Below are 12,286 nucleotides of genomic sequence, written 5' to 3'. Positions count from 1 at the left end.
CCATCATGCGAAGGTCAGCGCTGGCCGCGATCGCGGCCATCGGCACCGCCAGCCTGTTTCTTGCGGGTTGCAGCAAGGCCGATGACAACAAGAACGAGAACGGCACCAAGTCGGCCGGGGCCAACGCCGCGACCAAGGGCGTCGTGAACGCGTCGGACAAGAAGGGCGGGACGCTCACCTACGAGATGTCCGACGTCCCGGACTCCTTCGACCCGGGCAACACGTACTACGCGTACATGTACAACCTCAGCCGGCTGTGGGCCCGCCCGCTGATGACCTTCCAGCCCGGCGCCGGCGAAGAGGGCAACACCCTGGTCCCGGACCTCGCGGCGAGCAAGGGCGTCCCGAGCGACGGCGGCAAGACCTGGACGTACAAGCTGCGTTCCGGCCTGAAGTACGAGGACGGCTCGCCGATCACCTCGAAGGACGTCAAGTACGCCGTCGAGCGTTCCAACTTCGCGCGTGACGTGCTCTCCCTCGGCCCGAACTACTTCCAGCAGTTCATGGCCGGCGGCGACAAGTACAAGGGCCCGTACAAGGACAAGAGCGCCAAGGGCCTGTCCTCCATCGAGACGCCGGACGACACCACCGTCGTCTTCCACCTGAAGCAGGCCTTCCAGGAGTTCGACTACCTGGTCGCCGCCCCGCAGACGGCCCCGGTGCCCCAGGCCAAGGACACGGGCGTCGACTACGTCAAGCACATCGTGTCGTCGGGCTCCTACAAGTTCCAGAGCTACGAGGACGGCAAGCAGGCCGTGCTCGTGCGCAACGAGAACTGGGACGCCAAGACCGACCCGCTGCGCAAGCAGCTGCCGGACAAGATCGTCGTCAAGCTGAAGGTCAACCCGGAGACCATCGACCAGGACGTCATGGCCGGCAAGGCCATCGACCTGGCCGGTACCGGTGTCCAGGCGGCGACGCAGGCCCAGGTGCTCACCGACCCCGCCAAGAAGGCGAACACGGACAACACCTTCGGTGGCCGTCTCGTCTACATGGCGATCAACACCACGGTCGCGCCGTTCGACAAGCTCGAGTGCCGCAAGGCCGTGCAGTACGCCGTCGACAAGGTCTCGGTGCAGACCGCCGAGGGCGGCCCGATCCGCGGCGACATCGCCTCCACGGTGCTGCCCCCGGACATCCCGGGCTACGCCAAGTCCGACGTCTACGCGACCAAGGACAGCAAGGGTGACGTCGCCAAGGCCAAGGAGCAGCTGAAGGCCTGCGGCAAGACCTCGATCTCGACCAACATCTCGGCGCGGTCGGACCGTCCGCAGGAGATCGACGCGGCCACGGCGATCATCAACTCGCTGAAGAAGGTCGGCATCAACGCCAGCCTCAAGCAGTACCCGTCCGGCAAGTACTTCACCGACTACGCGGGCGTGCCGAAGTTCACCAAGAAGCAGAACATCGGCCTGGAGATGATGCAGTGGGGCGCCGACTGGCCCTCCGGCTACGGCTTCCTGCAGCAGATCCTGAACGGCAAGGCGATCAGCCAGTCCGGTAACACCAACCTGTCGCAGTACGACAGCAAGGACGTCAACGCCCTGCTGGCGAAGGCGATCGGCACTCAGGACAACAACGAGCGCAACAGCCTCTACACCCAGATCGACAAGAAGACCATGGACGACGCCGTCCTGGTCCCGCTGACCTACTTCAAGGTCCTGCTGGGCCGCCCGACGACCTACACCAACCTGGTTTCCACGGCGGCCTTCAGCGGTCAGTACGACTACCTCAACATCGGCGTCGCGTCGAAGTAGCAGCCCCGGAAGGCAGGTGAAGGCATTGGTGCCCGCGGGCTTCGCGGCCCGCGGGCACCAGCGCCGGTCCCCGTGATCTCGTACATCCTCCGCCGGACGTTCGCGGCAGTGATCCTGCTGCTGGTCGTCTCCGCGGTCACCTTCGCCATCTTCTTCCTGCTGCCACGGCTCGCCGGCCAGACAGCGGACCAGCTGGCGCAGCAGTACATCGGCAAGAGCCCGTCGCAGGCGGACATCGACGCCGTCAAGCACAACCTCGGTCTGGACCAGCCTGTCTACGTCCAGTACTGGCACTTCATCAAGGGGATCGTGGCCGGCGCCAGCTATGACCTCGGCCCCACCACGGTGCACTGCGACGCACCGTGCTTCGGCTACTCCTTCAAGAACCACCAGGCGGTCTGGCCGGAGCTCACCTCCCGTATCCCCATCACCCTCTCGCTCGCCGTGGGCGCCGCCGTGCTGTGGCTGGTCTCCGGCGTGGTGGCCGGTGTGATCTCCGCGCTGAAGCCGCGCTCGGTCTACGACCGCGCCTTCATGGGTATCGCGCTCTCCGGCGTCTCGCTGCCCATGTTCTTCACGGGCAACCTGGCGCTCCTGCTCTTCACCGTCAAGCTGCCGATCTTCGGCCGCACCTACGTCCCGTTCACCGAGAACCCGGCGCAGTGGGCCAACACCCTCTTCCCGGCGTGGTGTTCGCTGGCCCTCCTGTACTCCGCCATCTACGCGCGGCTGACCCGCTCGGGCATGCTGGAGACGATGAACGAGGACTTCATCCGCACGGCCCGCGCCAAGGGGCTGCGGGAGCGCACCGTCGTCACCCGGCACGGTCTGCGCGCCGCCCTCACCCCGATCATCACGGTCTTCGGCATGGACATCGGCCTGCTGCTCGGCGGTGCCGTGATCACGGAGTACGTCTTCTCACTGCCCGGCATCGGCCAGTACGCGGTGCAGGGCATCACCGACAACGACCTGCCCAAGATCCTCGGCGTCACCCTGCTCGCCGCTTCCTTCGTCGTGATCGCAAATCTTGTGGTGGACGTGCTCTACGCCGCCGCCGACCCGCGGGTGAGGCTCTCGTGACCGAACTCTCCAAGACCGGCGCCGCAGTGGGCGAGCCCACCTCCGGCCGCCAGGCGCCCGAAGCCTTCCTGGAGGTCCGCGACCTCAAGGTGCACTTCCCGACCGACGACGGCGTGGTCAAGTCCGTCGACGGGCTCAGCTTCTCGCTGGAGAAGGGCCGGACCCTCGCCATCGTCGGCGAGTCCGGCTCCGGCAAGTCGGTGACCTCGCAGGCCATCATGGGCCTGCACCGGCTCGGCACCCGCGGCAAGAACGTGCGTATGTCCGGCGAGATCTGGCTGGACGGCCAGGAACTGGTCTCCGCCTCCCCGGACGAGGTGCGCAAGCTCCGCGGCCGGGAGATGGCGATGATCTTCCAGGACCCGCTGTCCGCGATGCACCCGTACTACAAGGTCGGCGACCAGATCGTGGAGGCCTACCGGGTCCACCACAAGGTGAGCAAGAAGGTCGCCCGCGCCCGGGCCATCGAGATGCTCGACCGCGTCGGTATCCCCGAGCCGGCCAAGCGCGTCGACGGCTACCCGCACGAGTTCTCCGGCGGTATGCGCCAGCGCGCCATGATCGCCATGGCGCTGGTGAACAACCCCGAGCTGCTCATCGCGGACGAGCCGACCACCGCCCTCGACGTGACCGTCCAGGCGCAGATCCTCGACCTGATCCGGGACCTGCAGAAGGAGTTCGGCTCCGCGGTCATCATGATCACCCACGACCTCGGTGTGGTCGCCGAGATCGCCGACGACGTCCTCGTGATGTACGGCGGCCGGTGCGTGGAGCGCGGTTCGGCCGGCGAGGTCTTCGAGCAGCCGCAGCACCCCTACACCTGGGGCCTGCTCGGCTCGATGCCCCGCATCGACCGCGAGACCTCCGAACGGCTCATCCCGGTCAAGGGCTCCCCGCCGAGCCTCATCAACGTCCCCTCGGGCTGCGCCTTCCACCCGCGCTGCCCGTACGCGGACGTCCCCAAGGGGAATGTCACCCGCACGGTGCGCCCCGAGCTGGAGCAGGTGAGCACCGGGCACTGGTCCGCCTGTCACCTCTCGGCAGAGGACCGTGAGCGGATCTGGACCGAAGAGATTGCGCCGAAGCTGTGAGTGAGACCAAGAAGACGGACACCGTCGCCGAGGCCGCGGTCCCGAAGCAGGCGTCGGCCCCCGAAGAGCGTGACGTGCTGCTGAAGGTCGAGGGACTGACCAAGCACTTCCCGATCAAGAAGGGCATCCTGCAGCGCCAGGTCGGCGCCGTGAAGGCCGTCGACGGCATCGACTTCGAGGTGCGCAAGGGCGAGACCCTGGGCGTCGTCGGCGAGTCGGGCTGCGGCAAGTCGACCATGGGCCGGGTCATCACCCGCCTCCAGGACCCGACCGGCGGCAGGATCACCTTCGAGGGCCGGGACATCACGCGGCTGAGCACCGGGCAGATGCGCCCGCTGCGCCGCGACATCCAGATGATCTTCCAGGATCCGTACGGCTCCCTGAACCCCCGCCACACCATCGGCTCGATCGTCTCGGCGCCCTTCCGGCTCCAGGGCGTCGAGCCGGAGGGCGGGGTGAAGAAGGAGGTCCAGCGGCTCCTCGAACTGGTCGGCCTCAGCCCCGAGCACTACAACCGCTACCCGCACGAGTTCTCCGGCGGTCAGCGCCAGCGCATCGGCATCGCCCGCGCGCTCGCCCTGAAGCCGAAGCTGGTCGTGGCGGACGAGCCGGTCTCCGCGCTGGACGTGTCGATCCAGGCGCAGGTCGTCAACCTCATGGACGACCTCCAGCAGGAACTCGGCCTCACCTACGTGATCATCGCGCACGACCTCTCGGTCGTCCGGCACGTCTCGGACCGGATCGCGGTGATGTACCTCGGCAAGATCGTCGAGCTGGCCGACCGCACCTCGCTGTACGAGTCGCCGATGCACCCGTACACCAAGGCGCTGATGTCGGCGGTGCCGGTGCCGGACACCAAGCGCCGGGGCCAGAAGAACGAGCGGATCCTGCTGCGCGGCGACGTGCCCTCGCCGATCGCGCCGCCGTCCGGCTGCCGGTTCCACACCCGGTGCTGGAAGGCGACGCAGATCTGCAAGACGACCGAGCCGCAGCTCGTGGAGCTGAAGCCGGGTCAGCGGGTCGCGTGCCACCACCCGGAGAACTTCGCCGACCAGGCGCCGCAGGACACGGTCCTGCTGTCGGCGGCGAAGAAGGCGTCGGAACTGGTGCCGGACGCCGCCGACGGTTCGGCCGAGGAAGCTTCGGTGGCCGAGAAGGCTCCGGTGACCGAGAAGAAGCCGGAGCCCGAGAAGGCTTCGGACGCCGAGAAGAAGCCGGTGGCGGAGAAGGCGTCGGAGCCCGAGAAGGCTTCGGAGGCCGAGGAGGTGACGCTCGCCGAGGAGGTGGCGGCCGAGGAGGCCGCCGCGGCGGAGGAGGCCGGCGAGAAGACCGGCCCCGGCGCGAAGACCTCGACCGGCAAGCCCTCGACCGGCAAGCCCTCGACAGGGAAGGCCGCCCCCGAGGCCGCCGAGCCTGCCGAGCCCGCCGAGGAACCCGCCGCCCCCGCGGCCGAGGCCGACGCTCCCGCCGAGGAGCCGGAGGCCGCCGCCGAGGAGACGGACCGTCAGGCCGGCACCGACTCCCAGGAGTCAACCGACAAGTAGCACATGACAACTGGGCAAAGTCATGTACATGCCCGAGCGGGGGAGTGCAGAGTCGTCCGTGTCCGACCACTGATCGGTACACGCTCGAAAGGGACGATTCATGGCACTCTCCCGTTCGGCACGTTCAGGAGTCCTCGCCACCGCGGCGGCTTCCTTCCTCCTCATCGCCGCCGCCCCCGCCCCCACCGCGGGCGCCCCCGGCATCGGCGACCCCTACTTCCCCCGGCTGGGCAACGGCGGCTTCGACGCCCGTCACTACGACCTGGACATCGCCTACACCCCCGACACCGGTCGCCTGGACGGCCGTACGACCCTGCGGGCGCGGGCGACCCAGAACCTCTCCTCCTTCGACCTCGACCTGCAGCAGCTGGAGGTCACGCGCGTCGAGGTCGACGGCAGACGGGCCCGGTTCACCCGCGACGGCGACGAGATCACCGTCACCCCGCGCGACGCCCTGCGCAAGGGCCGCACCTTCACCGTCTCCGTCGTCTACGGAGGCGTCCCCGAAGCCCTCGGCGGGCCGATCGTGTTCGGCTCCAGTTACGGCTGGATGAAGACCGGCGACGGCGTCTTCGTCGCCTGCGAGCCCAACGCCGCCTCCACCTGGTTCCCGTCCAGCGACCACCCCGCCGACAAGGCCACGTACGACATCCGGATCAAGGCGCCGAAGGGCCTGACCGCCGTCTCCAACGGCCGGCTCGTGTCGACGTACGACAGGCACGGCTCCACGTACACCCACTGGCGGGAGAGCCGGCCGATGGCCACGTACCTCGCCACCGCCACCATCGGCAAGTTCGACGTGCGCACCGGGCGGACCCCGGGCGGCACCCCGATCTACGTCGCGGTCGACCCCGTGCTGAAGAACGGCAGCACCGTCGACGTGTACGCCGTCACCGCCGCCGCCACCGACTACTGGTCGCAGGTCTTCGGGCCCTACCCCTTCGAGGAGACCGGCGCGATCGTCGACGACATGCCCGAGGCCGGGTTCTCGCTGGAGGTGCAGAGCAAGCCCGCCTACTCGGCCGTGCGCAGCGAGTCGACCATCGTGCACGAGCTGGCCCACCAGTGGTTCGGCGACTCGGTGAGCGTGGCCCAGTGGAAGGACATCTGGCTCAACGAGGGATTCGCCACCTACGCCCAGTGGCTGTGGGCCGAGCACCAGGGCACCCGCTCCGCCCACGACTCCTTCCGCGCCGGCTACGACTCCCGCCCGGCCGACTCCGCCTTCTGGCAGATCAAGCCGGCCGACCCGCAGCGCGACACGATGTTCGCCTCCGCCGTCTACCAGCGCGGCGCGATGACGCTCCAGATGCTGCGCGAGCGGATCGGAGACCCCGCCTTCTTCAGGCTGCTGCCGGCCTGGACGAAGCTGCACCGGTACGGCAACGCCGACACCGACGACTTCATCCGCCTGGCCGAGCGGGTGAGCGGGCAGCAGCTGGACGATCTCTTCGACACCTGGCTGTTCACGGCAGGGAAGCCCACCCTGTGAGCCTGGCTTTGTAAGGTTCACGCCTCCTGACAGGTGAGAATGTCAGGGTGCAGCTCCAGCAACTCTTCAGTCCCTCCGTCCAGCACACGCTCGATGTCGTCGGCATCTTCGTGTTCGCGATCTCCGGCGCCCTGCTGGCCGTCCGGAAGAACTTCGACGTCTTCGGTATCGCCGTCCTCGCCGAGGTCACCGCGCTGGGCGGGGGGCTGTTCCGCGACCTGGTCATCGGAGCCGTACCCCCGGCCGCCTTCACGGACCTCGGTTATTTCCTGACCCCGCTGATCGCCGCGCTCGTCGTCTTCTTCCTGCATCCGCACGTGGAGCGGATCCAGACGGGAGTGCTCGTCTTCGACGCGGCCGGCCTCGGCCTGTTCTGTGTCAGCGGTACGACGAAGGCGTACAGCTACGGCCTCAACCTGACCGCCTCGGCGACCCTGGGCCTCGCCACCGCCGTGGGCGGCGGTGTGCTGCGGGACGTGCTGGCCAACGAGGTGCCCTCGCTGCTGCGCTGGGACCGCGACCTGTATGCGGTCCCGGCGATCGTCGGCGCCACGATGGTGGTGCTGTGCATCCACTACGACACGCTGACCCCGTTCACCAGCGGGCTCGCGGTCGTCACGGCCTTCGTGCTGCGGCTGCTCGCGATGCGGTTCCACTGGCGAGCGCCGCGTGCCTGGAACCGGCGCTCGACGGTGACCGAGGAGTAGGCCCGGCGACGGAGGTGTCGCGCCCCTTGGCGCGGCTCTGGCCCATCTGCAGGGTCAGCCAGTGGAAGGCGGTGCCGACCTGCGGACGCCACAGCGTCATGGTGTGCCCGCCCGCGCCGGGCGGCAGGGGCACCACGCGCACGGTGGTGGGCGCCCTGGCGACGGACTCCAGGGCCATGCCCGCCTGGTACCCGTCGCCGGACTCGCCGGAGAGGTACAGCGCGACCGGGGGCGGTACGGCCGCCTTGCGCAGCAGCAGATAGGGGTTGTTCGCGGCGCGCAGGGCGGGGGTCTGGGCGGCCAGGGAGCTGCGCTCGCCGATCGGGTCGTTGTAGCCGGACAGGCTCACCGCGGCCCGGTACCGGTCGGGGTGCGCCACGGCCAGCTTGACCGCGCAGTGCGCGCCCGCCGAGTAGCCGGCCGTCGCCCAGCCGCGGGGGGCCGGCTGGGCCCGGAAGTTGTCCATGACCATCTTCGGCACGTCGACGCTGAGCCAGCTGTCGGCGTTTACCTGGCCGGGGACGTTGGCGCAGCCGGTGTCCACGGCGGCCAGCAGATTGGTGCGCGGGGCGACCAGGATGAACGGCGCCACCTCGCCGCTCGTCATCAGGGGCAGCAGTTGCTCGGGGGCCCGCATCGCCTCGAACCAGGCCCTCGCGGAACCCGGATAGCCCGGCAGCAGCTCCACCACCGGGAACTTCCGGTGCCGGTGGGCCGGGTCGTCGTACTGCGGCGGCAGCCAGACGTAGACCTCGGCGTTCACCCCGGAGACCCGGCCCCTGAGCTGGGTGACGCGCACCGCGCCGGCCGCGCGCATGCCGGCTCCGCCGGCGGCCGTGAAGGTCTGCCGGACCCTGGGCAGCCGTTTCACCGCGATGCCGCCGGTGCCGTCCCGGCCGAGGTCGGCGGCCCGCTGGACGTGACCGGCGGTGCCCAGCAGGTCGGCCCAGTCGTCGTAGAGGCTGTTCCGGTCGTTGACCAGCACGAAGACCAGCGTCACGGCCGTGCCCTGGGCGAACAGCAGCATCAGCAGCCGGGCCGCGGCCCGCAGGGGCTTCGGCCCGGGCGTCCGCGACCACAGGACGAGCGGCAGTATGACGGCGACCACGGCCAGCACGACGGTCGTGCAGAGGAACGGAGTCCCGGTGAGGCTCATGTCCCCATAGAGGGAGATCGCGGGCCCGGGGGCGGGGACATGTACGGACACTTACCGAGAAATTGCCGGACTCTCACCCGGAGGGAAGATCATGTCATCCGCCCGCAACCTAAAAAGCTACCGCTTAGTAATTGTCTGCTGTACCGTTCACGCATGCCAGAAGCAGCTACCGCCCCCGCCCGGCGGGCCATGATCGGCGACAGCGAGTTCGACCGTGATACGGCGGTCACCCGGCGCGAGCCCGGCGTCTACGACATCGACCTCTCGGCCGGCTGGACCATCATCAACGCCGTCAACGGCGGCTACCTGCTGGCCGTGCTCGGCCGGGCCCTCGCGGACGCCCTGCCGCACCCGGACCCGTTCACCGTCTCCGCGCACTACCTGACCGCGTCCCAGCCCGGCCCGGCGGTCGTCCGCACCGAGACCGTGCGCGCCGGCCGCAGCCTCTCCACCGGCCAGGCCTCGCTCTTCCAGTACGACGACGAGGGCAACGAGGTCGAGCGCATCCGCGTCCTCGCCTCCTACGGCGACCTCACCGCCCTCCCCGACGACGTGCGCACGACCGCCGTCCCGCCGTCGATCCCGCCGCTGGAGCAGTGTTTCGGCCCGGACGACTCGCCCGCCCCGATCCCGGGCAGCTCCGCCATCACCGACCGGCTGAAGCTCAAGCTCGACCCCGCCACCCTGGGCTGGGCGCTCGGGGCACCGTCCGGCAAGGGCGAGATGCGCGCCTGGTTCGGCCTCGCCGACGGCCGCGACGCCGACCCGCTGTCGCTGCTCCTGACGGTGGACGCGCTCCCGCCCACCGCCTTCGAGATCGGCCTCATGGGCTGGGTGCCCACGGTGGAGCTCACCGTCCACGTCCGCCACCGCCCGGCCCCCGGCCCGCTGCGGGTGTCGATCACCACCCGCAACCTGGCCGGCGGCTTCCTGGAGGAGGACGCCGAGGTCTGGGACAGCGAGGACCGGCTGGTCGCGCAGTCCCGTCAGCTGGCCCGGGTCAGGCTCGGCTGAGCGGCTCGCGCCCCAGCCAGGCCGCCAGCCGCTCGTAGACACCGGCCCCCTCGGGCGCCTCGCGCCGGACGGCGAAGGGGGTCTGCTCGTCGCGCGGCCGGGAGTCGGGCAGCACCGCGCGCGCGGTGGCGAGGGCGAACTCTGCCAGGTCCGGGTCGAGCCCGAGGGGGTGCCCGAGGGCCTCGGCCAGGTCCCAGGTGTGGGTGACGATCTCCATGACGTAACCCGACAGGGCCGCGTGACCCGGGACCTCGCCCCAGGGCACGCGCACCGGGGACGTCATCCGGTCGTCGCCCGCCCATGCCTTCAGGGCACGGACGCGCACCTCGTCGTAGGCCGCCGCCCAGCCGTCGTCCGCGACTCCCTCGGTGGTGGGCGGCACCGCGAGTCCGTCGCCGCCCTCGCCGACGACCGCGATCCGCCGGGTGCCGCCGACGATGTGGCCGAGCAGGCCCCGCACGTCGAACTCGGCGCAGGGAGTCGGCCGTTCGAGCTGCTCGGGCCGTACGGTCCGGATGACGGCCGCCGCCTGCTCGGTGGCCCGCGTGTAGACGGGGCGGGGGTCGACGAAGCCGTTGCTGGTCATGGATGTGCCTCTCTGCCGGTGATCGGTAGGGGCAGGATGGCCGGATAACCTGACAGGTGCCGTCAGCATTTGCGCGGCCGGCGCCGAACGGTGGACCGTGGGCGGGTGAAATCCGGCCGACTCCTGTCGATCCTGCTGCTCCTGCAGACCCGGGGCCGCGTCCCCGCGCCCGAACTCGCCGAACGGCTGGAGGTGTCGGTCCGCACCATCTACCGGGACGTCGAGGCGCTGTCCGCCGCCGGAGTCCCGGTGTACGCCGAGCGCGGCCGGCACGGCGGCATCGAACTCCTCGCCGGTTTCCGCACCGACGTCACGGGGCTGACCACCGACGAGTCGCGGGCGCTGTTCATCCTGGCCGCGCAGGGCGCCCACGCCGCGCTCGGTCTCGACGCGGCCCTCGGCTCGGCCCTGCGCAAGGTGATGGCCGCGCTGCCGGCGCCGCACCGTCCCGCCGCCGAGGTGACCAGCCGCCGCATCCTGGTGGACGCCACCCGCTGGAAGAGCGGCCCGGGGCAGGCCGTCGACCTGGAGGTGCTCCAGGACGCGGTGTTCTGCGACCGGCGGCTCAGGCTGCGGTACCGGCACAGCGGGGAACGTCAGCGGCGGACGTACACCGTGGATCCGTACGGCCTGGTCGCCAAGGCCGGGGTCTGGTACCTGGTCGCCGACCGGGGCGGCCGGCCGCGGCTGTTCCGCGTGGACCGGGTGGAGGCGGCCCGTCCGCTGGACGAGCCGGTACGCCGCAGGGCCGGGGCCGAGCTCGCCGACGTCTGGGAGGTGTTGCGCCGGCAGGTGGAGGAGCGGGAGGGCGGGATCGAGGTGACCGTACGGGTGCCGCGCGACCTGCTCGACATGTTCCGGCGGATGGCCGCCGCCCAGCTGACGGCTCTGCCCGACGACGACGGCGAGAGCGAGTGGGTCACCGCGCGGCTGACCTACCCGGTGCTCCGGGCGGTGCGCCAACTCCTCGCGTTCTCCGACCGGGTGGAACTCCTGGACCCGCCCGAGGCACGCGCCGAACTGCTGGCTGCGGCCCGTTCCGTCACCGCCCTGTACCGGGACGCGGACCCGGCCGGCGGCTGAGGGCGCGGGCGGGCGGCGCGGCGGGCAGGCATGCCGCCGGGGCCGGTTCAGTCGAGCCAGTGGCCGCGGCCGATGGTGATGAGCCGCAGCTGGCGGGTGGCGAGCTGGGTCACCCGCTCCCGCTCCTCCTCCGGGGCTTCCAGCGCCTCCAGGAACAGCGAGGCGGTGATGAGCATCTGGTCGACGTACAGGTGCGCGAGCATCAGCAGGTCGTCGTCGCTCCAGCCCGCCGCCTCCGGGTCCTTGGCCAGCTCGGCCTTCACCTCCTCGGCGAACCGCTGCAACTGGGCGCGGATGGCCTCGCGCACCGGCTGGACCCCGCCGTGCCGCTCGCGCGCGATGAAGCGGACGTGCGCGGGGTGCGTGGCCACGTGACCGGCGATCAGCTCGACGGCGCGCGCGATGCGCTCCTCGCTGTCGCCCGTCGTGGACACCGTCGTGCGCACCATCGGATGGAGGCTGCCCAGCGCCTCGTCGACCAGGGCCACGCCGAGGTCGGCGGTCGAGCGGAAGTGCCGGTAGAAGGCGGTCGGGGCGACACCGACGGCCCGGGTGACCTCGCGCAGCCCCAGGCTGCTCAGGCTCTGCTCCTCCAGCAGGGTGAGCGCCGCGTCGAGGAAGGCCTGCCGGGTCTTCTGCTTCTGGGCCTGGCGGATTCCGAGGGTGTGACTCATGTCATCCAGTTAACAACTGTTCTCTGGAATTGAAAAGCCGTCGGGGGCGCTAGACTCGAAGTCAGTGAACAACTGTTACTACAACTGTTCACCGAAACTTCA

General features: G+C 70.2%; 11 protein-coding genes. 8 read left to right on the top strand and 3 right to left on the bottom strand.

What is annotated here, in order from left to right:
- The first annotated feature begins 5 nt into the window (after positions 1-5).
- From FHS34_RS28665 to FHS34_RS28640, 6 genes are all read left to right on the top strand, one after another.
- A complete protein-coding gene (locus tag FHS34_RS28665; protein ID WP_443732465.1) occupies positions 6-1,757 on the top strand; it encodes an ABC transporter substrate-binding protein in 1,752 nt (583 codons plus the stop codon).
- 72 nt (positions 1,758-1,829) lie between these two features.
- Positions 1,830-2,837: an ABC transporter permease gene (locus tag FHS34_RS28660; RefSeq protein WP_184970616.1), complete on the top strand. Its 1,008-nt coding sequence runs from the start codon at positions 1,830-1,832 to the stop codon at positions 2,835-2,837.
- Positions 2,834-3,928, top strand: coding sequence for an ABC transporter ATP-binding protein (locus tag FHS34_RS28655; RefSeq protein WP_184970614.1), 1,095 nt, complete (start codon positions 2,834-2,836; stop codon positions 3,926-3,928). The genes FHS34_RS28660 and FHS34_RS28655 overlap by 4 nt, the downstream gene beginning before the upstream one ends.
- Positions 3,925-5,472: an ABC transporter ATP-binding protein gene (locus FHS34_RS28650; RefSeq protein ID WP_184970612.1), complete on the top strand. Its 1,548-nt coding sequence runs from the start codon at positions 3,925-3,927 to the stop codon at positions 5,470-5,472. Before FHS34_RS28655 ends, FHS34_RS28650 begins: the two co-directional genes overlap by 4 nt.
- A gap of 100 nt (positions 5,473-5,572) precedes the next feature.
- On the top strand, positions 5,573-6,964 hold the full coding sequence (locus FHS34_RS28645) for a M1 family metallopeptidase (protein WP_184970610.1): 1,392 nt from the start codon (positions 5,573-5,575) through the stop codon (positions 6,962-6,964).
- A 47-nt stretch (positions 6,965-7,011) separates the two neighbouring features.
- Entirely contained in the window at positions 7,012-7,671 is a 660-nt protein-coding gene (locus tag FHS34_RS28640) for a trimeric intracellular cation channel family protein (RefSeq protein WP_184970608.1), read from the top strand.
- Here the strand turns inward: FHS34_RS28640 and FHS34_RS28635 are convergent.
- On the bottom strand, positions 7,580-8,827 hold the full coding sequence (locus FHS34_RS28635) for an alpha/beta hydrolase (RefSeq protein ID WP_184970606.1): 1,248 nt from the start codon (positions 8,825-8,827) through the stop codon (positions 7,580-7,582). The genes FHS34_RS28640 and FHS34_RS28635 overlap by 92 nt on opposite strands.
- Before the next feature lie 153 nt (positions 8,828-8,980).
- Here FHS34_RS28635 and FHS34_RS28630 point away from each other — a divergent pair, with 153 nt between their 5' ends.
- On the top strand, positions 8,981-9,841 hold the full coding sequence (locus tag FHS34_RS28630) for a thioesterase family protein (RefSeq protein WP_184970604.1): 861 nt from the start codon (positions 8,981-8,983) through the stop codon (positions 9,839-9,841).
- On the opposite strand, the gene FHS34_RS28625 is transcribed toward FHS34_RS28630, so the two are convergent.
- Positions 9,828-10,427, bottom strand: a complete 600-nt coding sequence (locus FHS34_RS28625; RefSeq protein WP_184970602.1) for a TIGR03086 family metal-binding protein — start codon at positions 10,425-10,427, stop codon at positions 9,828-9,830. The two genes, FHS34_RS28630 and FHS34_RS28625, sit on opposite strands and share 14 nt — an antisense overlap.
- Positions 10,428-10,532: 105 nt before the next feature.
- Here FHS34_RS28625 and FHS34_RS28620 point away from each other — a divergent pair, with 105 nt between their 5' ends.
- Complete coding sequence (locus FHS34_RS28620) at positions 10,533-11,510, top strand: helix-turn-helix transcriptional regulator (RefSeq protein ID WP_184970600.1); 978 nt, start codon at positions 10,533-10,535, stop codon at positions 11,508-11,510.
- Between the two features lie 47 nt (positions 11,511-11,557).
- On the opposite strand, the gene FHS34_RS28615 is transcribed toward FHS34_RS28620, so the two are convergent.
- Positions 11,558-12,184 (bottom strand): TetR family transcriptional regulator, encoded by a 627-nt coding sequence (locus FHS34_RS28615; protein ID WP_184970598.1) that lies wholly within the window; start codon positions 12,182-12,184, stop codon positions 11,558-11,560.
- Positions 12,185-12,286 lie beyond the last annotated feature (102 nt).

Source organism: Streptomyces echinatus, assembly GCF_014203595.1.
Taxonomy (GTDB): Bacteria; Actinomycetota; Actinomycetes; order Streptomycetales; family Streptomycetaceae; genus Streptomyces; species Streptomyces echinatus.
Note: the sequence above shows the minus strand (reverse complement) of the source record. Positions and strands in the feature narration are given on the sequence as shown.

What these genes read in the sequence shown, in the direction of transcription:
- FHS34_RS28665 (WP_443732465.1), top strand. Translation starts at nt 6, where the DNA reads ATGCGAAGGTCAGCGCTGGCCGCGATCGCGGCCATCGGCACCGCCAGC.
- FHS34_RS28645 (WP_184970610.1), top strand. Translation starts at nt 5,573, where the DNA reads ATGGCACTCTCCCGTTCGGCACGTTCAGGAGTCCTCGCCACCGCGGCG.
- FHS34_RS28635 (WP_184970606.1), bottom strand. Translation starts at nt 8,827, where the DNA reads ATGAGCCTCACCGGGACTCCGTTCCTCTGCACGACCGTCGTGCTGGCC.
- FHS34_RS28630 (WP_184970604.1), top strand. Translation starts at nt 8,981, where the DNA reads ATGCCAGAAGCAGCTACCGCCCCCGCCCGGCGGGCCATGATCGGCGAC.
- FHS34_RS28625 (WP_184970602.1), bottom strand. Translation starts at nt 10,427, where the DNA reads ATGACCAGCAACGGCTTCGTCGACCCCCGCCCCGTCTACACGCGGGCC.
- FHS34_RS28615 (WP_184970598.1), bottom strand. Translation starts at nt 12,184, where the DNA reads ATGAGTCACACCCTCGGAATCCGCCAGGCCCAGAAGCAGAAGACCCGG.